We start from the raw sequence: 22,971 nt of genomic DNA, 5'->3' as shown, positions 1-22,971 counted from the left end.
GATACACCATGGACGCTACCTACCCGGCCTATTACTCCTGGCGGCACAAGCTCGGCGCCTACGCGCTCAAGCTGACCGCCTGGGCCGTACTGTTCTTCCTGATGCTGCCCATACTGGTCATTATTCCGCTGTCGTTCAACGCCGAACCGTTCTTCAGCTTTACGCCTGGCATGCTGCGGCTTGATCCGGAAGCCTACTCGCTGAAATGGTACGAAGCCATTTTCAACAGCCACAACTGGCTTATGGCCATACGCAACAGTTTCTTCATCGGAGTTTGCGCCACCATCATTGCCACCACGCTGGGTACGGTGGCCGCTGTGGGGCTGGCCAGCGACACCATGCCGTTCCGGCGCACGATTACCGCACTGCTGCTCTCGCCCATGATCGTGCCGCTCATCATCGTGGCCGCCGGCATGTTCTTTTTCTACACGCGTTTCAACCTGGTGGGCACGTTTACCGGCATCATCATTGCCCACGCCGCACTGGGCGTTCCCTTTGTCATCATTACAGTCACCGCCACGCTCAGCGGCTTTGACCGTTCTTTGTACCACGCCGGGCTAAGCATGGGTGCCTCGCCGTTCAGGGTTTTCTGCGATGTCATCATTCCGCTTATCCGGCCGGGCGTCATTTCAGGTGCGCTCTTTGCGTTTGTAACGTCATTCGACGAGATTGTGCTGGTGCTGTTTCTGGCCGGCCCTGAACAGGGCACCATACCTCGTCAGATGTTCGCCGGCCTGCGTGAACAGATAAGCCCCACCATCCTGGCCGTGGCCACCTTGCTGATCATCGTATCTATATTGTTTCTCGCCACGCTGGAGCTCCTGCGCCGACGCTCCGAGCGTGTTCGCAAGGGTAACGACGCGGAATAAACCTATGTAAAACCCTTAAACCTCAAGCTTTACACCCACGATACAGGCGTCTAAAGTGTCAATCTAGTCGGCCTGCAGAGCGACAACCACAACACGGAGACAAACAATGATCAAGACCCCAACACGCGTACTAACTACCATCAGCGCATGCCTCGCCATGGCTTTTGCAGGATCGGCGCTGGCGCAGGACCCCATTATCGTCAAGTTCAGTCATGTGGTAGCCGAGGCAACGCCCAAAGGCCAGGGAGCCATCAAGTTCAAGGAAGTCGCCGAAAAACTCCTGCCTGGCAAAGTCACGGTGCAAGTCTTCCCCAGCTCACAACTGTTCGGCGATGCCAAGGAAATGGAAGCCGTACTGTTGGGCGACGTCCAGTTCATCGCCCCGTCCCTTTCAAAATTCGACCGCTACACCAAGAAGGTACAGCTGTTCGACCTGCCCTTCCTGTTCGACGACATGGCAGCAGTTGACCGCTTCCAGCAAAGCAAAGACGGCAAGGCACTGCTGAACTCCATGACCAATCGTGGCCTGAAGGGCCTGGCCTACTGGCACAATGGCATGAAGCAGTTGTCCACCAATCAAGACAAACTCACGCGCCCCGAAGATATCAAGGGTCTGAAGTTCCGCATCCAGAACTCCGACGTACTCGAGGCACAGTTCCGCGAATTGGGTGCCAACCCTCAAAAACTGGCTTTCAGCGAAGTCTATCAAGCCTTGCAAACCGGTGTGGTCGACGGTCAGGAAAACACCTGGTCCAATATCTATTCGCAAAAATTCCATGAAGTCCAGAAAACCATCGCCAATACCAACCACGGCGTGATCGACTACATGGTGGTCACCAACGCCAAATGGTGGGACGGCCTGCCCGACGACATTCAAAAAGGCCTTTCGCAGGCTATGGAAGAAGCCACTACCTACGCGAACGACCTGGCTGCCCAGCTTAACGAGCGCGACCGCAAGCGCATCGAGGAAGCCGGCGCCGCCAAGGTGCAAACGCTCAGCAAGGAAGACATTGCCGCATGGCGTACTGCCATGGAACCCGTCTGGAAAAAGTTCGAAGGCGACATCGGTGCCGACCTGATCAAGTCTGCCCTGTCGTCCAATCAACAATAAAACAGTCCTGAAGGCCGCGCTTGCGCGGCCTTCATCCTTGTGCGGAGCAAACACATGAAAGCAGCCTGGTACGAGCGGCTGGAAGAAGGGCTTATCGGCCTGATTCTGGCCGCCATGACCCTGGTCACCTTCGTCCAGGTCATCGCGCGGTACGTCTTCAACTACAGCTTTGTGTGGGCGCTTGAACTAAGCATTTTTCTGTTCGCCGGCCTGATTTTCCTGGGCATTTCATATGGCGTGCGTGTCAATACCCACATAGGGGTCGATGCCCTGGTCAAGGTACTGCCCAAGCCAGTTGCCCATGTCCTGAACATTATCGCCACCGCGCTGTGCCTGCTGTATACCGTCATTGTCCTGACCGGTAGCTGGATCTACGTTTCAAAAATATACGACATCGGCATACTGGCCCAAGACATCCCCATCTACCAATGGATACCGCGCATGGTCATGCCCATAGGCTTCGTCCTGCTGCTGTTCCGTTTCGGCCAGATACTGTTCAAGCTGGCCACAGGCAAAGAAGCGCATCTGCTGGGCGACGAGGCTGAAGACGCCCTCAAGTATTCCAGCGACGACACTTCCACGGAGACCAGACCATGACGACCGGCGCGCTCTTCATCATGCTGTTCGTGTTCATGTTCATCGGCATGCCGGTGGCCGTGGCCCTGGGGCTTTCATCAATTCTCACCATACTGATGTTCGGCCACGATTCACTGGCCTCGCTGTCCCTGAAAATGTTCGAAACCTCAGAACATTTCACACTCATGGCCATTCCCTTCTTCGTGCTGGCCGGCGCATTCATGACCACCGGTGGTGTGGCCCGGCGCATGATACGCTTTGCCATCGCAGCAGTGGGTCACCTGCACGGTGGTCTGGCCATCGCATCAGTCCTGGCCTGCTGCCTGTTTGCTGCCGTCTCAGGATCCTCGCCCGCCACGGTGGTGGCAGTCGGCTCCATCGTGATTGCCGGCATGGTTCGCTCCGGCTATACACAATCATTTGCCGCGGGTGTCATCTGTAACGCTGGCACCCTGGGCATACTTATTCCACCCTCGATCGTCTTGGTGGTCTACGGCGCCGCCACCGAAACCTCTGTCGGCAAGCTCTTCATGGCCGGCGTCGTACCCGGCCTGCTGTTGGGCTTCCTGCTGATGCTGGCCATTTATATCGTCGCCCGCGTCAAGAACATGCCTCGCCAGCCACGCGCCTCGCTCAAGGAAGTCGCCGTGGCTGCGCGCGATTCGTTCTGGGGCCTGATGCTCATTGTGATCATCCTTGGCGGTATTTACGGTGGCATCTTCACCCCCACCGAAGCGGCGGCCGTCTCGGCGGTCTATGCCTTTTTTGTTGCGGTATTCGTATATCGCGACATTGGCATGCGCCAGGTACCCGACGTACTGATCGACGCGTCGAAGGTGACCATCATGCTGATGTTCATCATCGTCAATGCCTTGCTGTTTGCCCACGTGCTCACCACCGAGCGCATTCCGCAAGCCATCGCCGAACAGATCGTGGCCTGGGACATGGCCGCCTGGCAGTTCCTGATCGTGGTCAACCTGCTGCTGCTGGTCGCAGGCATGTTCATGGAGCCTACCGGCATCATCCTTATCCTGGCTCCGATTCTGTTCCCCATCGCCATGCAGCTGGGCATAGACCCGGTCCACCTGGGCATCATCATTGTGGTCAATCTGGAAATCGGCATGGTCACGCCGCCCATAGGCCTGAACCTGTTCGTCACCGCAGGCATCACCAAGATGCCCATAGGCCAGGTCGTGCGCGCCGCTTCGCCATGGCTGCTGATCCTGCTGTCCTTCCTGGGGCTGGTTACATACATACCGGCCATCTCGCTATGGCTGCCTGAACTGAAACTGTTCTAAGCGCTATCCCATCCGGTTGGCTCCAGGACCGCCTGGCCTGAAACCAACCGGATGCCTCATCACCCGCGCCGCGCTATCTTGCGCAACAAGCCCACAAAAGCCAATACCCAGGCTACCGACGCCAGGGTAAAGAACACGGCGGGCAAGCGTGCCAGCAACTCGAACTCCATGGCCAGGTTCAAATGCCAGGTGCAGGCGGCATACATGCCCAGCGGAAACACCGCACCCCAGTACAAAGGGTCGTAACGCAATGGAAAGCGCCGGTACACATAGCGCCATACGCCCAGGATCAGCAACATGGGTATCCACCAAGTGCCCGCCGCCCAATAGAAAACCGTAAAGCCTTTTATAAACGGACGCAGAGTGCTCAAATAAGGCGCGTCGGCCGAATGCTCTATCAGTAAAGAGCCCGCCAGGGTGGAAATGGCCATGGCGCCCATATTGATCCAGTACGGTGGGGTCAGGTCGTCGGGTTCCAGCCGAAAATACGTGTAGCGATAGAAAATGAGCGACATCAGCCATATATAAAGCATGCCGCCCCACAACCACATGGACAAGGCCAGGAAGTTCAGCTCAAGCCGGTAAGGCTGCTGGCTGGTGGCACCCAGCAATATGCTGGACACCGCAATAGACTGCGTGGCCACCACCGCCAGCAACCAGCCTCCGTTGATGCCCCGGTCAAGCGAAGGCTTGTCACGCTTGACGGTAAGCACTGTAAAAATAACGTAGGTAAACACAAACCACATGACCAGCGCCGCCGCCCACAACAGCATGCCGATATGACTGTCGTCCAGCAGTACCATGTACTGCGTAGCAAGCACGGCGCAAGCAGCCACCGTGGTGAAAAAACCGGGTCCACGCAGATGATCTGACAAGTCGGCCAGAAAAACACGCGTATGGCGCAACGCGCGCAACACGGTCAGCACGCACAAGGCCGCAAACAGCAGGTTATTCAGCAGGAACAGCCCGTGAGCCGATTTTTCGTGCCCCAGCATGTGGGCCGCCAGCGAAACGATGCCCGTTGCCATCACCATGCCGAAATTGGCGGGCGACATGCCTGCCAGCCCTGTTGGTCGTCCGTCTGTCGTGGCATTAGGCGCCAATGGCGGGTTTTGTGTGGGCGGAGTAGACATGAACAGGCGGGTGCCTCGCGGCACGATAGTATTGGACCAAGGTGCATTCTATCGCCGCCGCCCGCACAGGGCCAGAACCGGCGCGCGGTGTTGTCACTCAAGTACAGGGTAAAATAGCGGGTTAATAAAAAACATTGCCGCTCAAAAGCCCGCAAACACACCATCAGGAATCATCAATATGGAAGCCGAACGCCAGAACCAACTTGCCGCCCGCCTGGAAGACTACGCGGAGCGTCAGGACTCACTCCGGAGGTATCTTTGACTACGATGCCAAAGCTGAACGCCTGCATGTAGTCAACGCCGAACTCGAAAATCCCGACGTCTGGAACGACCCCAAACACGCCCAGGATCTGGGGCGCGAGAAAAAAAGCCTGGAAAACGTCGTCCACACCTTGACCGAGATCGCCACCGGCCTGTCCGACGCCCAAGAGCTGTTCGAGCTGGCAGCCGACGATGACGACGACGCCACCCTGGCTGCCGTCGAACACGACACAGACGCCATCGGCGCCCGCCTGGAAGAACTGGAATTCCGTCGCATGTTTTCCAATCCGGCCGATCCACTCAATTGCTTCATGGATATACAAGCCGGCGCCGGCGGCACCGAAGCCCAGGACTGGGCTTCCATCTTGCTGCGCCAATACTTGCGCTACTGCGAAAACAAAGACTTCAAGACCGAAGTGCTGGAAGAGTCTGACGGCGACGTGGCCGGCATCAAATCGGCCACCATCAAGATCGAAGGCGAATATGCCTTCGGCCTGCTGCGTACCGAAACCGGCGTGCATCGCCTGGTGCGCAAAAGCCCCTTCGACTCGGCCAACGGCCGCCACACCTCATTTGCCAGCGTGTTCGTCTACCCCGAAGTCGACGACTCGGTTGAAATCGAGGTCAACCCGGCCGACCTGCGCGTAGACACCTACCGCGCCAGCGGCGCCGGCGGTCAGCACATCAACAAGACCGACTCGGCTGTACGCATTACGCACATGCCCACCGGAATTGTCGTGCAGTGCCAGAACGACCGCTCGCAGCACCGCAACCGTGCCGAAGCCATGCAGATGCTGAAGTCTCGCCTTTACGAACTTGAAATGCGCAACCGCATGGCCGAACAACAGAAAATGGAAGACGCCAAGACCGATGTGGGCTGGGGCCATCAGATTCGCTCTTATGTGCTCGACCAAAGCCGCATCAAAGACTTGCGCACCAACGTCGAAATTTCCAATACGCAAAAAGTGCTGGATGGCGACCTTGACCCATTCATACAGGCCAGCCTGAAACAAGGGGTATAACCATGGAAACAAGCACCGTCGCCATCGTAACCGGCGCCTCGCGCGGGCTGGGCCAGGCTTTGGCCCTGGGCCTGATGCAGAACGGCACCCGCCTGACCACCGTGGCCCGCAGCCACGACCCCAGGCTGGCCGAGCGAGCGGCTGCCATTGGCTGCACACTGCAGCAGGTGCAATCCGACCTGGCCAACCCATCGGCTGCCGAGCGGGTAGCCAAACAAGTGGTGGCGGGCCTGCCTGCCGGCGCGCAGCGTTATGTACTGATCAACAACGCGGGCACCGTACACCCCATCAACCAGGCCGGCGATCTTGACAGCGCCGCCGCCATTACCGCGGCCTTCAGCCTGAACGTGACCAGCGTCATGCTGATTACGGCGGCATTTCTGCAGGCCGTCAAGCCTTTGCAGGCCGACTGCCGCATCATCAACATTTCATCGGGCGCCGGCCGCAATCCCACCGCAGGCTGGGGCGTTTATTGCGCCACCAAGGCGGCGCTGGATCACTACACCAGGGTAATAGACGCCGAGAATCATGGTGTACGTATCGTTTCGCTGGCACCTGGCGTGATCGACACAGGCATGCAGGAAACCATACGCAGCAGTGCCAGCACCGACTTCCCCAATGTAGAGCGCTTTGCACAATTGCATGAGCAGGGCCAACTGGCCGCCCCCGGCGACGTGGCTGACCGCATCTTGCGCTACCTGTCCAGCGACGACTTCGGCACCACCGTGCTCGACGACATCAGAAATCACGCCTAATTAATAAGTATCATGAACGAACCAACCCCACCCAGCATCGCCACTGACGAAAACCACCTGATCGCCGAACGCCGCAGCAAGCTGGCCAAACTGCGTGAACAGGGCGTGGCCTACCCCAACGACTTCCAGCCCGACAACGTGGCCGCCGCCCTGCACGCCGCCTACGACGAGCTCGAAAAAGAAGCGCTGGCCGAGGTTGATAAGCAAGTGAAAGTGGCCGGGCGCATGATGCTCAAGCGCGTGATGGGCAAGGCCAGTTTTGCCACCCTGCAAGACAGCTCGGGACGCATCCAGATCTTTCTGGACAGGAACACCATCGGCGAAGACATCTACGCCCAGTTCAAAACCTGGGACATCGGCGACATCATTGCGGTCGAAGGCAAGATGTTCAAGACCAACAAAGGCGAGCTTTCGGTCCACGCGACCACCGTGCGTCTGCTGACCAAGTCATTGCGACCCCTGCCCGACAAATTCCATGGTGTGGCCGATACCGAACTGCGCTATCGCCAGCGCTATGTCGACCTGATCATGACCGAAGAAACGCGCCGCAGCTTTCTTGCGCGCAGCAAGGCCATCGGCAGCATACGTCATCACATGATCAACGCCGGCTTTCTTGAGGTCGAAACCCCCATGCTGCATCCCATACCCGGCGGTGCGGCAGCCAAACCCTTCGTGACCCACCACAACGCCCTGGACATGGAAATGTTCCTGCGCATTGCACCAGAGCTTTACCTGAAGCGCCTGGTGGTGGGCGGCTTTGACCGCGTGTTTGAAGTGAACCGCAACTTCCGCAACGAAGGCGTCAGCCCGCGTCACAACCCCGAATTCACCATGATGGAGTTCTACGCAGCCTATACCGACTACCGCTGGCTGATGGACTTTACCGAAACATTGATCCGCGAAGCAGCCATTGCCGCCTGCGGCAGTGCCGTGCTGACCTATCAGGAGCGTGAACTGGACCTGAGCCAGCCCTTTGACCGCCTGACCATCGTTCAGGCCATCATGAAGTACGCACCGGGCTACACCCAGGAACAACTGCACGACACTGACTTCCTGCGCACCGAGCTGAAACGCCTGGGTGCCGACGTGAACGGCCCCGTACTGGCCCGCGCCGGTGTGGGCGCGCTGCAACTGGCCCTGTTCGAGGAAACCGCCGAAGCCAAGCTGTGGAACCCCACCTACATCATCGACTACCCCGTTGAAGTGTCACCGCTGGCACGCGCCTCCGATACACAGGAAGGCATCACCGAACGTTTTGAACTGTTCATGACCGGCCGTGAAATCGCCAACGGGTTTTCAGAGCTGAACGACCCCGAAGACCAGGCAGCACGCTTTCTGGCCCAGGTTGAAGCCAAGGATGCCGGCGATGAAGAAGCCATGTATTACGACGCCGACTATATACGGGCGCTGGAATACGGCATGCCCCCCACAGGCGGCTGCGGCATAGGCATAGACCGTCTGGTCATGCTGCTGACCGACAGCCCCAGCATACGCGACGTCATCCTGTTCCCACACCTGCGGCGCGAAGACTAAACCAGGCGCCTTTGCCGTGCGTCGTGCTAGCCTTGCAAAGGCTGCACAGCACCGGCCCACTTGTGGGCCACCGCCGGCGAGGCAATGCAGGCCGCCTTGTCGGTGACCACGCGCACCGCGCGTTCAAGCAGCTGAATATCGGCCTCGTGCTGGCGCGCCACGTGCGGGTCTTCAAAAAAGATCACGCGCTGGCAGCGCCGCTCCAGCACCAGCTCTGCAATCTGGGCGTCTCCGCCCAAAGGTCCGCTAAGATAAGGCTGCACCCACGGAGTGTCCTTGGGCCAGCCGCGCGACCAGGCCAGCTCGTTCAGGCGGCCGCTGGTCGTACCCGTACCCACCCTGCTGGCGAAACGCGACAACACCTGGAAGTGCTGGTCGGCAAACGCAACCATGTCGTCTTTCAGGGCATCGTGTGCAATCAGGGCCAGGGTTTGGTCTGAGAAATTGAATAGCGGCTTCAGGGCCGCATCTGGCGTCAGGCCTGCGCACAAACGTTCGATTTCCACCCACTCGATCGCACCCATCAGCGTGGAAACAAAAGGCCGGCCATGCGTAATGCACTGACGCTTTAAGGCCAGCGCCTCGGGGAATATGGAGGAAGGATCGACCGGATCGATCAGATAGATTGCGCCGTCAAAAGGCGCCTGGTCGTCCCGGCTCTCGGTCACCCTGGCCACCAGCTTCATCAGGCCGCCTTCACGGCCAAAAGGATAGCGAATCAGCCCCTGGTGGCCGGCCAGCAGGCCCGAGCGCTCGATGGCGTCGAAAGTACGCCCCACGGTATGGAACTCCATACCCAGTTCGCGTATGCCGGCCGCCGACTGCTCCAGCCACTGGAACAGTGCCGCACCGTAGGTTTCATGATGCAAACGATTGGCCGCCAGGCCGAAACGCAAAACAGGGATGGAAGTCATGTGGCAAGCTCGTGGAAGATGAAGAAAGCATTACTATCATAGCTTGCCGGGATGACAAGGGTGCCGCTGAACATGGGTACGTACTTCCTGCAAGGGATCATAGCCTGCACCCAGGCCACTTTCCGCTGCATTCCCTGCCTATAGTGGTTGCTCCACCACTTTGCCGCAGGCACGCCATGACGACGGTTTCCGATTACGACAGCGCCTGGAAAGAAGCGCTCGAAGGCTATTTTCCAGAATTTATGGCCTTGTTGTGGCCCGACCTGCATGCCCGAATCGACTGGCGCGAACCGCCTGTTTTCCGTGACAAGGAACTGCAGGCACTGATGCGCAGCGCCAAGCGCGGCAGGCGCCATGTCGACAAACTGGTATCGGTACGACTGCTTGATGGCCAGGCTACCCTGTTATGGATTCATGTGGAAATCCAGGCGGGGAACGACCCAGCATTTTCCTACCGTATGTACACCTACTACATCCGGCTGCATGAAAAGTATCCCACAGAGCACCTGGTCAGCCTGGCCGTGCTGACCGATGCCCCGGCACAGGATCAAGCCCCTTACCTGTCCTACCAGGAGCAATTCTGGGATTGCAGTCTGCGCTTCACCTTTCCGGTCGCACGCCTGGAAGACTGGCGTCCGCGCATGGATGAGCTGATCAGACTGGCGCCGGCCAACCCGTTTGCCGTCGTGATGCTGACCCAGCTGGAAGCAAATGCCACGCGGGCCGACCGACATCGGCTTGTGCGCAAGACCGAACTGGTGAAACGGCTGTACCTGTGGGGCTATCAGCGCGATAATGTGATCATGCTGTTTCGCATCATCGATGCGATGCTGGCGTTACCCGAACCGCTTGAAATGGCTTTTGAAGACGCCGTGCAAAAACTTGAAGAGGAAACCCGGATGAACTACGTAACCAGCATTGAACGCGTTCGCCTCAAGCGCGAGCGGGAAGAAGGGAAACTGGAAGGAAGACAGGAAGGCAAAGCAGAAGGTTTTGCAGCGCTTCTATCCACCCTGATCACCCGCAAATTCGGGGTATTGCCAGACTGGGCAAAGGTGAAGCTGGTAGCGGCTGACGACGCCGTACTAAGCCGCTGGGCCGAACAGGTACTTGATGCACAGAGCATTGAAGACGTATTCAAATAGAGGCCGGCGTGGATTGAAGCGTAACGGCGGGTAACTTCGCCATACTGGAAAAATCATTGCCGAGTTGAAATCAAGCGTGAGCTGGCTCACAAAACGGCAGCACCTCTGGTCGTGGCTCACTCTCAGCCTGCCAGAGATCGTACTTGGTTTGCATATTGAGCCACATTTCGGCGCTGGTTCCAAAGGCAGCAGCCAGCCGCAGCGCCATATCCGCTGAAATGTAGGTAAATCGCAGACTTTCCCATACAAGAAAAAGGGCCGGCATGGCCGACCCTTGTTGTATTTCAGCTGCAGAACCGCCAGGGAATCACCCCGACCGGCGGCTTTAAACGGTGAACGATTCCCCGCAGCCGCAGGATGCTTTTTCGTTGGGGTTGATGAACTTGAACCCTTCGTTCAGGCCTTCGCGGGCATAGTCGAGCTGTGTTCCATCGACGAAAGGCAAACTTTTCGGATCGATATAAACGCGTACGCCGAATTGCTCGCAAAGGATGTCTTCAGAGTTGGGTTCATCGACATATTCAAGCTTGTAAGCCAGACCCGAGCAACCCGTGGTCTTGACACCCAGCCGCAGGCCCAGGCCTTTGCCGCGTTTTTCGATATAACGGCTGATATGGTCAGCCGCTTGTTGTGTAAGCGTAATTCCCATAGTTATTCCTGATACTTTTCCCTGTAGTTCCGTACTGCTGCCTGGATGGCGTCTTGCGCCAGTATGGAACAATGAATCTTTACCGGCGGAAGTGCCAGCTCTTGTGCTATCTGCGCATGGCGGATTTCCAGCGCCTGGTCTAGTGTTTTACCCTTTAGCCAGACGGTGGCCAGTGATGTTGCCGCTATGGCCGAGCCACAACCGTAGGTCTTGAACCTTGCATCATCAATGATACCCGATTGGGGATCGACCTTGATCTGCAAGCGCATGACCTCGCCATTGGCGGGCGCCCCCACCATTCCTGTGCCCACATGGGGCTCTGTAATGGCAAATGCCCCCGCGTTGCGGGGGTTTTCGTAATGATCGATAACCTTGTCGCTATAAGCCATGATGCTGACCCCGTTTACTTTAAGATGAGGCCCATTGCACCGAATTCAAGTCTACGCCCTCTTGGGCCATTTCCCACAACGGGGACAACTGGCGCAGGCGATCGACCTGAGACGTAATTTGTGCGATGGCTGCATCGATGTCTTGAGCCGTTGTATAGCGCCCCAGCGAAAGACGCAAGGAGCTGTGAGCAAGCTCGTCGCTGCGCCCCAGCGCTCGCAAGACATGCGACGGTTCGAGGCTGGCCGAGGTACATGCCGAACCGCTGGATACGGCCAGGCCTTTGAGACCCATGATCAGGGCTTCCCCTTCGATATGGCTGAAGCTGACGTTCAGGTTATGCGGTACACGCTGCTCAAGATCACCATTCAGGAATACTTCGGGAATGCGCGCCAAACCTGCCCACAAGCGGTCACGCAGACCGCGTATGCGTTCGTTCTCGGTGGCCATCTCGAGGGCGGCGAGAACGAACGCATGGCCCATGCCGACGATCTGGTGCGTAGGCAAAGTGCCTGAACGCATGCCGCGTTCGTGCCCGCCACCGTGTATCTGGGCCTGAATACGCGCGCGCGGCTTGCGTCGTACGAACAAGGCTCCCACCCCTTTCGGACCATAGGTCTTGTGCGCCGAAAACGACATAAGATCAACATTGAGTGCCTGCAGGTCTATGGCAACCTTACCGGTGGCCTGCGCCGCATCCACATGAAACACGACGCCCTTTTCGCGACAAATGTCACCTATGGCAGCGATATCCTGAATGACACCGATTTCGTTATTGACCAGCATGACGGACACCAGTGTGGTGTCGGCCTGCAAGGCTGACTTCAGTACGTTCAGATCCAGCAGGCCGTTTTCCTGAACGTCGAGGTAACTGACCTGGAAGCCTTCACGCTCGAGCTCGCGGCAGGTATCAAGCACCGCCTTGTGCTCGGTTTTGAGCGTGATGATGTGCTTGCCGCGCCCGGCATGAAATTGCGCGGTGCCCTTTATGGCCAGATTGTTGGATTCGGTGGCGCCGGAGGTCCAGACAATTTCACGCGGATCGGCATTGACCAGCTGTGCGACCTGGCTTCTGGCGGCCTCTACGGCCTCTTCGGCATCCCAGCCGTAAGCATGACTGTTGGACGCCGCGTTGCCGAAGCGCTCGTACAGCCACGGCACCATTTTCTGGACAACACGAGGATCCACCGGGGTGGTAGCCGAGTAGTCTAGATAAATGGGGCGTGTATCCATGGAGTCATTCCTGATGAGGTTACTGGGTGGACGCGATGAGCGCGTCGGGTGAACGGTTAATTCGAATAGTAGCGGATTGGGGCAACTTTGAACGCGAGGATTCCTGCAGCTGACGCATGCGCTCCTGGTCGGCCAGATCCTGCAGGCTGACCGAATCAAGATAATCGATCATTTTACGATTAAGATTGGACCAAAGCTCGTGGGTCATGCATTTGCCGCTGCTGCCATTGCGGCCCACATTGCAATTTTCCTTGCCGCCACAACTGGTGGCATCGAGCGGTTCATCGACCGCGAAGATAATATCAGCCACCGTAATGTTGCGCGCAAGTGTGGCTAGCGAATAGCCACCACCCGGGCCGCGTACGCTATCAACCAGCTCGTGCCGGCGCAGCTTGCCAAACAATTGCTCCAGGTACGACAGCGAGATATTTTGCCGCTCGCTGATGGCGGCCAATGTGACGGGTCCGCTATTTTGCCGCAACGCCAGGTCTATCATGGCGGTTACCGCAAAACGTCCTTTGGTTGTTAAACGCATGGTGATTTCCTTGGTTGAATCTTGGTTTGGGTTGAACCGCCGCACACCCTGGCATGCCCTGCAGTCTGACCTGATATTGGTGCCGGACCTATATCCGACCAATATGGTCAAGTATAACAAATTTCCGACCAAATCACTCGGATATATGCACCCGATGCGTACATAAACAACTGACGAAAAAAAACCGTGCGAAGAAGCACGGTTTTTTGAATGGCATGCAAGAAAGGCTTAGGCTGCCTGATACTGCAAGACCCGCTTGCGCACCATTTCGAGCACGCCCTGACAGGCATCTTCAAGATAATCCAGCACCTTGCCAAAGCCCTCGGGGCCGCCATAGTAGGGATCGGGCACTGTGGCCTCTTCGAACTCGTTGGCGAAGCGCATGAGCAGCATCAGTTTGTGCTGGTATACTTTGGGGCACTGCTGTTGCAGCGCGGAAAGATTTTCCCAATCCATAGACAGGATCAGGTCGAACTCGCGAAAATCGTCGGCACAGATCTGGCGCGCGACGCTATGCGAAAGCTCGTAGCCGCGCTTGCGCGCAGCAGCCTGGGCGCGCGCATCAGGCGCTTCGCCAATGTGAAAGTTATGGGTGCCAGCCGAATCGGTGCCGACCACATCAGAGAGCCCCGCCTCGTCGATCATACGGCGAAAGACACCTTCTGCGCTCGGCGAGCGGCAGATATTACCCATGCAAACGAAAAGTACCTTAGTCATCATAGCCGAGAGTGTGAGGGAAAACCCGTTGTAAGGCAAGGATTTTTGCAGCACCGCAATATTTTTCCGCCTATATTGACAAGCAAAAAAAGTTATAAACCATAAGGCTTTAGCAGTTTTTCTTTGTATATTTATGTGCCTGTGCGCCAAGCCAGGCTGGCTGTCAGGCCAATATTCATGCAGTGCAACAAGAATGTAAGATTTGCAAAAATCCCATAAAGGATTAATGGTAAACCCTAGGTATTGCAAAAGCAATATCTGCATCCGACAAACTAATATATGCCGGATGACAGGATGATGAAAACTTCAAAAATGTTGGGGAATACCAACATTTTTATAGCCTGGCCAACCAGGCTGCAGGCGCGTCATGCCGTCGCCCACTCAGGACAACAGCGCTTTTTGTTTAAGATGATTCAAGGCATCCCGCGCTGCAGCAGCCTGCTCAAACTCCAGATTTCTGGCGTGATCCATCATTAGTTTTTCCAGACGGCGGATTTCCCTGGCCAGTGACTTGTCATCACGCAGCACGTCGGGCGAAATCAGGTCTGCGGCAGAGGTCTGCTCTGGTTCAGCCATGACGCCATCGATCATTTCCCGCACAGCCTTGCTGACGCTGCGTGCGGTAATGCCATGAGCCTCGTTGAACTGCAGTTGCTTGACCCGGCGCCTGGCGGTTTCGTCCATGGCGCGACGCATGGAGTCGGTAATACGGTCGGCATACAGAATGGCCTTGCCATTCAGATTGCGTGCCGCCCGGCCCATGGTCTGGATAAGGCTGCGCTCCGAACGCAGGAATCCTTCTTTGTCCGCGTCCAGAATGGCGACCAGCGAAACCTCGGGAATGTCCAGCCCTTCACGCAGCAAGTTGATGCCCACCAGGATGTCGAACACGCCCAGGCGCAGGTCGCGTATGATTTCGACCCTTTCGACCGTATCTATATCAGAATGCAGGTAGCGAACTTTCAGGCCACTTTCCGTCAGATAGTCGGTCAGGTCTTCAGACATGCGCTTGGTCAGGGTTGTAACCAGCACCCTCTCCTGGTCGGCAACGCGCAGCTTGATTTCACCCAGCAAATCGTCGACCTGCGTCAGGGCCGGCCGCACTTCCACCACCGGATCAACCAGCCCGGTGGGCCGGACCACCTGTTCGACAACGTTATCGCTGTGCTCTTTTTCGTAGTCGGCCGGCGTGGCCGACACGAACACACACTGGCGCATACGCTGCTCGAACTCCTCAAGCTTCAGAGGCCTGTTGTCCATGGCCGAAGGCAAGCGAAAACCGAACTGAACCAGTGTCGACTTGCGTGAACGGTCGCCCCGATACATGGCACTGAGCTGCCCCATGGTGACATGGCTTTCATCGATGAACATCAAGGCATCGGCGGGCAAATAATCGATCAGCGTAGGCGGCGGTTCGCCAGGTGCCGCACCTGACAAGTGACGCGAGTAATTTTCGATACCCTTGCAAAAACCAAGCTCCTGCAGCATTTCCAGGTCAAAGCGGGTACGTTGCTCAAGCCGCTGTGCCTCAACGAGCTTCCCATCTGCGACCAGCTCGGCGGCGCGCTCGCGCAATTCCTGCTTGATGGTTTCTATGGCCCGCAACACGGTTTCACGCGGCGTAACGTAGTGCGAACTGGGAAAGACCGTAAAGCGCGGTACCTTCTGCCGGATTTTTCCGGTCAGCGGATCGAACATTTCCAAGGTTTCGATCTCGTCATCGAATAAAGTAATACGCAGGGCCAGTTCGGCATGCTCGGCCGGGAACACATCAATGATTTCGCCACGGGCCCGAAAAATCCCCCGGGTGAACTCGACGTCGTTGCGCTCATATTGCATGGCAACCAGCCGGCCCAGTAGCTCTTGCCGCGCAATGCGGTCGCCGGCACGCAATGTGAGCACCATGGCGTGGTAATCGCCCGGATTGCCAATACCATATATGCAGGACACCGTACCGACAATGACCGTGTCGCGCCGCTCGAGCAGGCTTTTGGTGGCCGAAAGCCGCATTTGCTCGATGTGCTCGTTAATCGACGAATCCTTTTCTATGAACAAATCACGCGCCGCGACATAAGCCTCGGGCTGATAGTAATCATAGTAAGACACGAAATATTCAACGGCATTGTTGGGGAAAAACTCCCGCATCTCTGCATAGAGCTGTGCGGCCAGCGTCTTGTTGGGCGCCAGCACGATGGCCGGACGACCCATGCGGGCAATGACATTGGCCATGGTGTAGGTCTTGCCGGAACCAGTCACTCCCAGCAGCGTCTGGTACATCAGACCATCATTCATGCCCTCGGTAAGTGCTGCAATTGCCGCAGGCTGATCACCGGCCGGCGGGTAAGGCTGGTACAGCTGGAACGGGCTGTCTGGATACTGGACGAAACCGGGTGCTGTTGCGATCATGCTGGACACTTTAAGGGTAAACCCCTTATTATCACATTATTGTTACCTCTTTCTCTACCCACATCAAACTCCCAAATGAAATCACTTTTCGAATCGGTCGAGCTTGCGCCGCGCGACCCCATCCTTGGTCTCGTTGAACAATATAACGCCGATACGCGCGCCCAGAAGGTCAATCTCGGCGTTGGTGTTTACTACGACGACGAGGGCCGCCTCCCGTTGCTCGAGTGCGTCAAGCAGGCTGAAATGGCCCGTATCCAGGCGCACGCCGCCCGCGGTTACCTGCCTATCGAAGGTATTCCGGGCTACAACAAAGGCGCTCAAACCCTGCTGCTGGGCAAAGATTCGCCCTTGCTGGCCAGCGGCCGCGTCCTGACCGCCCAATCGCTGGGTGGTACCGGCGCATTGAAAATTGGTGCAGACTTCCTCAGGCAGCTGTTGCCCAACAGCAAGGTCGCCATCAGCGATCCCAGCTGGGAAAACCACCGCGCCCTGTTCGAGCGCGCAGGCTTCGTGGTTGAAACCTACCCCTACTACGATGCAGCCACCCGCGGGCTCAACTTCGAAGGCATGCTGGCCGGGCTGCAAGCCTTGCCTGAACAGACCATCGTCGTCCTGCACGCATGCTGCCACAATCCCACCGGCGTTGACCCCACCTTCCAGCAATGGGAACAAATCGCTGAAGTCGTCAAAAACAGAAACCTGGTTCCGTTTCTCGATATCGCCTACCAGGGATTCGGCGACGGCCTGGAAGAAGATGCTGCCGTGGTACGCCTGTTTGCCCAGCTTGACCTGACCATGCTCATCAGCTCGTCATTCTCGAAATCGTTCTCACTCTATGGCGAGCGCGTCGGCGCCCTTACACTGATCACTTCCAGCACCGAAGAAAGCGGCCGGGTCCTCAGCCAGCTCAAGCGCGTGATCCGCACCAATTACTCGAACCCGCCCACCCACGGTGGCACAGTGGTTTCTACGGTTCTGAACACACCCGAGCTCTACACCCTCTGGACAACGGAACTGGCTACCATGCGCGAACGCATCCGCACCATGCGCGTACAGATGGTTGAAAAGCTCAAGGCCCACGGAGTCACGCAGAACTTTGACTTCATGCTGGCCCAGCGCGGTATGTTCTCTTATTCGGGCCTCACCAAAGACCAGGTCGACCGCCTGCGCGAAGAGCATGGCGTCTACGCCGTCAGCAGCGGCCGCATCTGCGTCGCAGCGCTCAATAACGGCAATATCGACTACGTCGCCGCGGCCATCGCAAAAGTGCTGGCCTGAACCAGCACTACTGCCGGTGCGCACACGCCGCGTGCCGGCAAATAGCCCATGCCTTCGTGTGGCGCTTGATCTTTCCACTGAAATACTGCAAAATCCTGACTGTATATAAACACAGTCAGGGTACCCATGGCCGTCAAGCTTACCGATCGTCAGCAGCAAGTTCTTGAACTCATTCGCAGCGAAATCGTGCGCACCGGCTTTCCCCCCACTCGTGCCGAAATTGCCCGCGCGCTGGGGTTCAAGTCCGCCAATGCGGCTGAAGACCACATCAAGGCCCTGGCCCGTAAAGGCGCCATTGAACTGACCGCAGGTGCATCACGCGGCATCCGCCTTACCGATTCGTTCATTCCCGCCTCGCCAGGCACCACCCTTATCCAGCAGGCTTCGTCCGCACTGTCACAGTTGCTGGTGCCCCTGGTGGGTCGGGTCGCGGCCGGCAACCCCATACTTGCCGCCGAACACGTCGAACGCGAAATCGGCATAGAACCCTCGCTGTTCAGTCAAACCCCCGACTACCTCCTGCGCGTGCGCGGCCTAAGCATGCTTAATGCCGGCATCCTCGATGGCGACCTGCTCGCAGTCAAAAAATCTCCCGATGCACGCAATGGCCAGATCGTCGTCGCCCGCATAGGCGAAGAAGTCACCGTCAAGCGTTTTTCCCGTGCCGGCAGCCACATCGAACTGCTGCCCGAAAATCCCGACTTTGCGCCCATCATTGTCACCGCCAACGACGAATTTTCCATAGAAGGCATAGCGGTCGGCCTGATTCGAAATACACCGCTGCACTAATCGCAATTGGTAATTGGCAATTGGCAATTGGCCCCCTGTTGTTGCTAATTATGTACAATTGAAATCAATTTCCAAATTGATTTAACGTGAGCGCGGTTCGTCCGGATCACGCCGTACGACTACGCCGATTCCGCAACACAGCGCCAGGCTAGTTTTTATAACATTATGCCTTTACACAGTCTGGCCCGCCCTCTGTTGCGCGGCATTGCAGCCTTGAATGTCGCGTTCACCGTCGCGTTTGCCAACCCTGCGATTGCCTGCCACGGTGCGCAGAATATCCGGCTGCTGGAACCCGTAACAGTCGATGAACAGCAACTGGCTGAGTTTCACGCCATGCCTAAGTTGACGGTATACGCTGCGAGTGCGCCGCCGCTTACGCGATTCCATGAAGACACTCAAAGCTACAGTGGCATCAGCACCGATATATTTTGCTTTATTGCCAATGAGCTTGGCATCGACTTCACGATGCTTGTGAACGATTCAAAAACGGTGCATGAAAAGATCCGGGACGTACAAACCGGAGACGTTGATGTCTTTATGCCAATAAGCCGCACAGCCGCGCGAGAGAAGCTCGGGCTGTTTACGGAACCATATTATGAAAGCTATTACGCAGTCCTGGCACGCCATGGATCACCGTTTTCCATAAAAAGCATTAATGATCTGGCCAACTACAAAGTCGGGGTAGTTAAAGGAGTTGCACTCGAGCACACGCTCCAGGCGATCGTGCCGGAGTCTCAGCTTCATTCATACGACATAGCAACCGGTGACCTGATGTTCCAGGCACTGCGGGAAGGGGCAATCGACGTTGCCGTATACAACGAAACTGTTTTTATAGAAAAGCAATTCCACCAGGAATTATTTGACCTGGAGATCATATACACCCTTGAAAATAACCCCAGGGCATATCGCTACTATTTCTCCCCATCGGCGGAACACAAGCAGCTCGTCCAGGTAACTGACCAGTACCTGGCGGTTATCGATGCATCGGCGTCTATACATATTCACGAAGGTGCACAACGCCAGTTTTTTCAGCGCTATGAACAACAACGTGATCAACAATTCTGGTTGGAGCTGGCCAGCGTCTCGGGTGCTGTACTGGCAGTCGGCTTTTATGTAGCGTTTCTTCGGTATCGGCGGCTGTCTGCCCTGCTGGCCGACCAGAACAGCCACATCCGGCAGCAGCAACACGCTTTGCAGGCGGCTTACGAGAAACTGGAAGCCCTGAGTCTTACCGATAGTTTGACCGGGCTATCGAATCGCAGGCATTTTGAACAGATGCTGAGCTACGAATATGCACGCAATCAACGCACAGCCTCTCCGCTCAGCCTGCTTTTCATCGATATCGATTATTTCAAAAGCATCAATGATCACTTTGGACACACCGTTGGCGATAAATATTTATGCTCGGTAGCCAAGGTCTTGGATAACAGCACAACCCGCGCTACTGATCTGGCAGCTCGTTATGGTGGAGACGAATTCCTCTGTTTATTACCGGACACCGCAGCCCAGAATGCCGTAAAGGTTGCAGAGCGCATCACGCATAACATCGCAGAGCTCGCGCTTCCCAATCCATGGACCGACCCGCCACAATTGACAGTCAGCATTGGTGTAATAACGACAGTCGGCGGGAATCCTGGAATAGAAAAACTCATGGCCCACGGAGACGCTCAGCTTTACACCGCCAAGAAACTGGGAAGGAACCAGGTAAGCAGCACGGTCATCTAGACATATTCATGCGCCTGGCAGGAATAAGAAGAGCCGGATACTGCAACACAGTATCCGGCTCTTTCAACCCGGCTGACCAGCCAGGTAAGCATTACAGCATTATCAGTGCTTCATCAGACCACCTGAAGACTCTGCAGGCTTGGCACTGGCGACCGCCTCGGCTGCCAGTCTGGCGACTTCTTCGTCTGACAGCGGCGTAGGCAGGCTCTGCAGGGCCACTTCCAGTACACGGTCTATCCAGCGCACTGGAATGATTTCCAGGTGATTCTTGACGTTATCGGGGATATCGGCAAGATCTTTCACGTTCTCTTCGGGAATCATTACAACCTTGATCCCGCCGCGATGAGCAGCCAGCAGCTTCTCTTTGAGGCCGCCTATGCCGAGCACCTCGCCACGCAAAGTAATTTCACCCGTCATGGCGACGTCGGCCCGCACAGGAATACCTGTTAATGCAGACACCATGGCCGTAGTGATGGCAATGCCAGCTGACGGGCCATCCTTGGGCGTAGCGCCTTCAGGAAAGTGCACGTGCAGATCGCGTTTTTCAAATGCGGTATTTGGTATACCCCATTTCTGGGCACGCGCACGAACCACGGTGCGGGCAGCCTCGACCGATTCCTTCATGACATCGCCCAGCGATCCGGTGCGCAGCACTACGCCCTTGCCCGGCATATCGGCGACCTCGATGGTAAGCAAATCGCCACCCACTTCGGTCCAGGCCAGGCCTGTGACTTGTCCGACCTTGTTTTCCTTCTCGGCCATGCCGAAATTGAAGCGGCGCACGCCAAGGAAGTCGCTGAGGTTATCGGAAGTGACGGTTATACGCTGTATGGCCGGCTGTTCAGCAGCAGCCGCTTTGTTGCGATTGAGCTTCGTGGCGGACGGATTGGCCGCCAGCAGCGTCTTGACGACCTTGCGGCAGATCTTGCTGATTTCGCGCTCGAGCGCCCGCACCCCTGCTTCACGGGTGTAGTAACGCACGATATCGCGTATGGCCGACTCTTCGATGGTGATCTCGCCTTCCTGCACACCGTTGTTCTTCATGAGCTTGGGCAGCAGATGATCGAATGCAATATGCACTTTTTCGTCTTCGGTGTAGCCCGACAGGCGAATCACTTCCATGCGATCCAGCAGCGCCGGCGGAATGTTCAGCGTATTGCTGGTCGCCACGAACATGACATCGGAAAGGTCGAAATCGACTTCGATGTAGTGGTCCTGGAAAGTGTGGTTCTGTTCGGGGTCCAGCACCTCGAGCAATGCCGACGAGGGGTCGCCCCGGAAGTCGGCGCCCATCTTGTCGATTTCATCGAGCAGGAACAAGGGGTTGCGTACAGCCACCTTGTTCATGTTCTGCAGAATCTTGCCTGGCATGGACCCTATGTAGGTACGGCGATGCCCGCGGATCTCGGCTTCGTCGCGTACACCGCCCAGGGCCATGCGCACGAACTTGCGGTTCGTGGCACGGGCGATGGACTGCCCAAGCGAGGTCTTGCCCACGCCCGGAGGCCCGACCAAGCAGAGGATGGGAGCCTTGAGCTTGTCGACCCGCTGCTGCACGGCCAGATACTCGATAATGCGCTCTTTGACCTTCTCCAGGCCATAGTGGTCGGCATCCAGTACGCTTTCAGCGTTCGAGATCGAATTGTTGATGCGGCTTTTCTTGCGCCAAGGCAGCCCTATTACCGTGTCGATGTAGTTGCGCACGACAGTGGCTTCGGCCGACATGGGCGACATCAGTTTCAGCTTCTTGAGCTCGGCATCGACCTTCTTTTGAGCTTCCTTGGGCAACTGGGCAGCGGCGATCTTCTTTTCGAGTTCCTCGATGTCGGCGCCCTCTTCGCCCTCGCCCAATTCTTTCTGTATGGCTTTTACCTGCTCATTCAGATAGTAATCGCGCTGGCTCTTTTCCATTTGCTTCTTCACGCGCCCGCGTATGCGCTTTTCGACCTGGAGGATGTCGATTTCGGACTCAAGCTGCGCCAGCAGGTTTTCCAGCCGCTCTGAGGTGCCGGTGACTTCGAGCATTTGCTGCTTCTGTTCCAGCTTTAGCGGCAGGTGTGCAGAAATGGTGTCGGCCAGACGGCCGGCATCGTCGATGCCGGTAAGCGACGTAAGAATTTCCTGGGGAATCTTCTTGTTCAGCTTGACGTACTGCTCGAACTGAGCAACCGCAGCGCGGCGCAAGGCTTCCGATTCGGCTGTTTCATCGGCTGGGGGTGCAACCGGCACAACCACGGCGGTGAAATGAGTTTCGGCCTCGGTTACAGATTGTATGGTTGCGCGTTGCAAGCCTTCAACCAACACCTTGACGGTGCCATCGGGCAGCTTGAGCATTTGCAGAATGCTGGCTACGCAACCAATGCTGTAGAGATCCTCGGGGGTGGGATCATCTTTGCTGGCCGACTTCTGCGCCACCAGCATGATGTTATTGCCGGATTCCATGGCCAATTCCAGCGCCTTGATTGAACGCGGACGGCCTACGAACAGGGGAATCACCATATGCGGAAACACCACTACGTCGCGCAAAGGCAACAGCGGCAAGTCCGTCGGTTCCGAAGAAAGAATCTGGCTTGCAGACATAGTCATTTCCTTAAAGTTGACCTGTAATTAGCAAAAGGGAAGCCTAGGCCTCCCT

General features: G+C 56.9%; 21 protein-coding genes. 11 read left to right on the top strand and 10 right to left on the bottom strand.

The genetic code is table 11. The features are described 5' to 3' along the window. Window positions 1-8 precede the first annotated feature (8 nt). The 4 genes from LKR43_RS10575 to LKR43_RS10560 all read left to right on the top strand — a co-directional run bounded on the left by LKR43_RS10575 (window position 9) and on the right by LKR43_RS10560 (window position 3,854). Window positions 9-869 (top strand): ABC transporter permease, encoded by an 861-nt coding sequence (locus LKR43_RS10575; protein ID WP_227684023.1) that lies wholly within the window; start codon window positions 9-11, stop codon window positions 867-869. A gap of 106 nt (window positions 870-975) precedes the next feature. Then, window positions 976-1,980 carry a TRAP transporter substrate-binding protein gene (locus LKR43_RS10570; RefSeq protein ID WP_227684022.1) on the top strand — a complete coding sequence of 335 codons (1,005 nt, stop codon included), beginning with the start codon at window positions 976-978 and terminating at the stop codon, window positions 1,978-1,980. A 54-nt stretch (window positions 1,981-2,034) separates the two neighbouring features. Then, window positions 2,035-2,577, top strand: a complete 543-nt coding sequence (locus LKR43_RS10565) for a TRAP transporter small permease (RefSeq protein ID WP_227684021.1) — start codon at window positions 2,035-2,037, stop codon at window positions 2,575-2,577. Next, window positions 2,574-3,854: a TRAP transporter large permease gene (locus LKR43_RS10560; protein WP_227684020.1), complete on the top strand. Its 1,281-nt coding sequence runs from the start codon at window positions 2,574-2,576 to the stop codon at window positions 3,852-3,854. Before LKR43_RS10565 ends, LKR43_RS10560 begins: the two co-directional genes overlap by 4 nt. Window positions 3,855-3,913: 59 nt before the next feature. Here LKR43_RS10560 and LKR43_RS10555 read toward each other — a convergent pair whose 3' ends face one another. Beyond that, entirely contained in the window at window positions 3,914-4,987 is a 1,074-nt protein-coding gene (locus tag LKR43_RS10555; protein ID WP_370632094.1) for a tellurite resistance/C4-dicarboxylate transporter family protein, read from the bottom strand. A gap of 178 nt (window positions 4,988-5,165) precedes the next feature. On the opposite strand from LKR43_RS10555, the gene prfB reads away from it, so the two are divergent. The 3 genes from prfB (at window position 5,166) to lysS (ending at window position 8,558) form a co-directional block, all read left to right on the top strand. After that, window positions 5,166-6,270 (top strand): peptide chain release factor 2 gene (gene prfB / locus LKR43_RS10550; RefSeq protein WP_227684019.1). Its coding sequence is split into 2 segments (ribosomal slippage): window positions 5,166-5,246 and window positions 5,248-6,270, totalling 1,104 coding nucleotides; the frame shifts between segments, so codons are not numbered across the junction. Between the two features lie 2 nt (window positions 6,271-6,272). Continuing rightward, on the top strand, window positions 6,273-7,025 hold the full coding sequence (locus LKR43_RS10545) for an SDR family oxidoreductase (RefSeq protein WP_227684018.1): 753 nt from the start codon (window positions 6,273-6,275) through the stop codon (window positions 7,023-7,025). Between the two features lie 12 nt (window positions 7,026-7,037). After that, complete coding sequence (gene lysS, locus LKR43_RS10540) at window positions 7,038-8,558, top strand: lysine--tRNA ligase (protein ID WP_227684017.1); 1,521 nt, start codon at window positions 7,038-7,040, stop codon at window positions 8,556-8,558. 26 nt (window positions 8,559-8,584) lie between these two features. On the opposite strand, the gene LKR43_RS10535 is transcribed toward lysS, so the two are convergent. Further along, window positions 8,585-9,472 carry a methylglyoxal synthase gene (locus LKR43_RS10535; protein ID WP_227684016.1) on the bottom strand — a complete coding sequence of 296 codons (888 nt, stop codon included), beginning with the start codon at window positions 9,470-9,472 and terminating at the stop codon, window positions 8,585-8,587. A 176-nt stretch (window positions 9,473-9,648) separates the two neighbouring features. Between LKR43_RS10535 and LKR43_RS10530 the strand changes: the two genes are divergently transcribed. Beyond that, entirely contained in the window at window positions 9,649-10,617 is a 969-nt protein-coding gene (locus LKR43_RS10530; protein WP_227684015.1) for a hypothetical protein, read from the top strand. 70 nt (window positions 10,618-10,687) lie between these two features. Here LKR43_RS10530 and LKR43_RS10525 read toward each other — a convergent pair whose 3' ends face one another. The 7 genes from LKR43_RS10525 to uvrB form a co-directional block, all read right to left on the bottom strand. Continuing rightward, window positions 10,688-10,882, bottom strand: a complete 195-nt coding sequence (locus LKR43_RS10525) for a HigA family addiction module antitoxin (protein ID WP_227684014.1) — start codon at window positions 10,880-10,882, stop codon at window positions 10,688-10,690. Between the two features lie 60 nt (window positions 10,883-10,942). Then, window positions 10,943-11,266, bottom strand: a complete 324-nt coding sequence (gene iscA / locus LKR43_RS10520; protein WP_227684013.1) for an iron-sulfur cluster assembly protein IscA — start codon at window positions 11,264-11,266, stop codon at window positions 10,943-10,945. 2 nt (window positions 11,267-11,268) lie between these two features. After that, window positions 11,269-11,655: an iron-sulfur cluster assembly scaffold protein gene (locus LKR43_RS10515; RefSeq protein WP_227684012.1), complete on the bottom strand. Its 387-nt coding sequence runs from the start codon at window positions 11,653-11,655 to the stop codon at window positions 11,269-11,271. Window positions 11,656-11,674: 19 nt separating this feature from the next. Next, the gene (locus tag LKR43_RS10510; RefSeq protein WP_227684011.1) at window positions 11,675-12,886 is read right to left on the bottom strand and encodes an IscS subfamily cysteine desulfurase; all 1,212 of its coding nucleotides are present in this window, start codon (window positions 12,884-12,886) and stop codon (window positions 11,675-11,677) included. A 19-nt stretch (window positions 12,887-12,905) separates the two neighbouring features. After that, window positions 12,906-13,421, bottom strand: a complete 516-nt coding sequence (gene iscR, locus LKR43_RS10505) for a Fe-S cluster assembly transcriptional regulator IscR (RefSeq protein WP_227684010.1) — start codon at window positions 13,419-13,421, stop codon at window positions 12,906-12,908. A gap of 228 nt (window positions 13,422-13,649) precedes the next feature. Then, a complete protein-coding gene (locus LKR43_RS10500) occupies window positions 13,650-14,141 on the bottom strand; it encodes a low molecular weight protein-tyrosine-phosphatase (protein WP_227684009.1) in 492 nt (163 codons plus the stop codon). 378 nt (window positions 14,142-14,519) lie between these two features. Further along, window positions 14,520-16,544: an excinuclease ABC subunit UvrB gene (gene uvrB, locus LKR43_RS10495; RefSeq protein WP_227684008.1), complete on the bottom strand. Its 2,025-nt coding sequence runs from the start codon at window positions 16,542-16,544 to the stop codon at window positions 14,520-14,522. Window positions 16,545-16,619: 75 nt separating this feature from the next. On the opposite strand from uvrB, the gene LKR43_RS10490 reads away from it, so the two are divergent. From LKR43_RS10490 to LKR43_RS10480, 3 genes are all read left to right on the top strand, one after another. Continuing rightward, window positions 16,620-17,822, top strand: coding sequence for an amino acid aminotransferase (locus LKR43_RS10490; RefSeq protein WP_227684007.1), 1,203 nt, complete (start codon window positions 16,620-16,622; stop codon window positions 17,820-17,822). A gap of 126 nt (window positions 17,823-17,948) precedes the next feature. Then, on the top strand, window positions 17,949-18,611 hold the full coding sequence (gene lexA, locus LKR43_RS10485) for a transcriptional repressor LexA (RefSeq protein WP_227684006.1): 663 nt from the start codon (window positions 17,949-17,951) through the stop codon (window positions 18,609-18,611). A gap of 213 nt (window positions 18,612-18,824) precedes the next feature. Then, the gene (locus LKR43_RS10480) at window positions 18,825-20,336 is read left to right on the top strand and encodes a GGDEF domain-containing protein (protein ID WP_227684005.1); all 1,512 of its coding nucleotides are present in this window, start codon (window positions 18,825-18,827) and stop codon (window positions 20,334-20,336) included. Window positions 20,337-20,438: 102 nt separating this feature from the next. Here the strand turns inward: LKR43_RS10480 and lon are convergent, their stop codons facing one another. Then, a complete protein-coding gene (gene lon, locus LKR43_RS10475; RefSeq protein WP_227684004.1) occupies window positions 20,439-22,916 on the bottom strand; it encodes an endopeptidase La in 2,478 nt (825 codons plus the stop codon). Window positions 22,917-22,971 lie beyond the last annotated feature (55 nt).

It is taken from the genome of Pusillimonas sp. MFBS29, assembly GCF_020687695.1.
In the GTDB taxonomy this organism is placed as follows: Bacteria; Pseudomonadota; Gammaproteobacteria; order Burkholderiales; family Burkholderiaceae_B; genus Pusillimonas_C.
Note: the sequence above shows the minus strand (reverse complement) of the source record. Positions and strands in the feature narration are given on the sequence as shown.

Excerpts from the sequence above, each read along its gene's own strand:
- LKR43_RS10575 (WP_227684023.1), top strand. The coding sequence starts at position 9 with ATGGACGCTACCTACCCGGCCTATTACTCCTGGCGGCACAAGCTCGGC.
- LKR43_RS10570 (WP_227684022.1), top strand. The coding sequence starts at position 976 with ATGATCAAGACCCCAACACGCGTACTAACTACCATCAGCGCATGCCTC.
- LKR43_RS10565 (WP_227684021.1), top strand. The coding sequence starts at position 2,035 with ATGAAAGCAGCCTGGTACGAGCGGCTGGAAGAAGGGCTTATCGGCCTG.
- LKR43_RS10560 (WP_227684020.1), top strand. The coding sequence starts at position 2,574 with ATGACGACCGGCGCGCTCTTCATCATGCTGTTCGTGTTCATGTTCATC.
- LKR43_RS10555 (WP_370632094.1), bottom strand. The coding sequence starts at position 4,987 with ATGTCTACTCCGCCCACACAAAACCCGCCATTGGCGCCTAATGCCACG.
- LKR43_RS10545 (WP_227684018.1), top strand. The coding sequence starts at position 6,273 with ATGGAAACAAGCACCGTCGCCATCGTAACCGGCGCCTCGCGCGGGCTG.
- lysS (WP_227684017.1), top strand. The coding sequence starts at position 7,038 with ATGAACGAACCAACCCCACCCAGCATCGCCACTGACGAAAACCACCTG.
- LKR43_RS10535 (WP_227684016.1), bottom strand. The coding sequence starts at position 9,472 with ATGACTTCCATCCCTGTTTTGCGTTTCGGCCTGGCGGCCAATCGTTTG.
- LKR43_RS10530 (WP_227684015.1), top strand. The coding sequence starts at position 9,649 with ATGACGACGGTTTCCGATTACGACAGCGCCTGGAAAGAAGCGCTCGAA.
- LKR43_RS10525 (WP_227684014.1), bottom strand. The coding sequence starts at position 10,882 with ATGCCGGCCCTTTTTCTTGTATGGGAAAGTCTGCGATTTACCTACATT.
- iscA (WP_227684013.1), bottom strand. The coding sequence starts at position 11,266 with ATGGGAATTACGCTTACACAACAAGCGGCTGACCATATCAGCCGTTAT.
- LKR43_RS10515 (WP_227684012.1), bottom strand. The coding sequence starts at position 11,655 with ATGGCTTATAGCGACAAGGTTATCGATCATTACGAAAACCCCCGCAAC.
- LKR43_RS10510 (WP_227684011.1), bottom strand. The coding sequence starts at position 12,886 with ATGGATACACGCCCCATTTATCTAGACTACTCGGCTACCACCCCGGTG.
- iscR (WP_227684010.1), bottom strand. The coding sequence starts at position 13,421 with ATGCGTTTAACAACCAAAGGACGTTTTGCGGTAACCGCCATGATAGAC.
- LKR43_RS10500 (WP_227684009.1), bottom strand. The coding sequence starts at position 14,141 with ATGATGACTAAGGTACTTTTCGTTTGCATGGGTAATATCTGCCGCTCG.
- uvrB (WP_227684008.1), bottom strand. The coding sequence starts at position 16,544 with ATGATCGCAACAGCACCCGGTTTCGTCCAGTATCCAGACAGCCCGTTC.
- LKR43_RS10490 (WP_227684007.1), top strand. The coding sequence starts at position 16,620 with ATGAAATCACTTTTCGAATCGGTCGAGCTTGCGCCGCGCGACCCCATC.
- lexA (WP_227684006.1), top strand. The coding sequence starts at position 17,949 with ATGGCCGTCAAGCTTACCGATCGTCAGCAGCAAGTTCTTGAACTCATT.
- lon (WP_227684004.1), bottom strand. The coding sequence starts at position 22,916 with ATGTCTGCAAGCCAGATTCTTTCTTCGGAACCGACGGACTTGCCGCTG.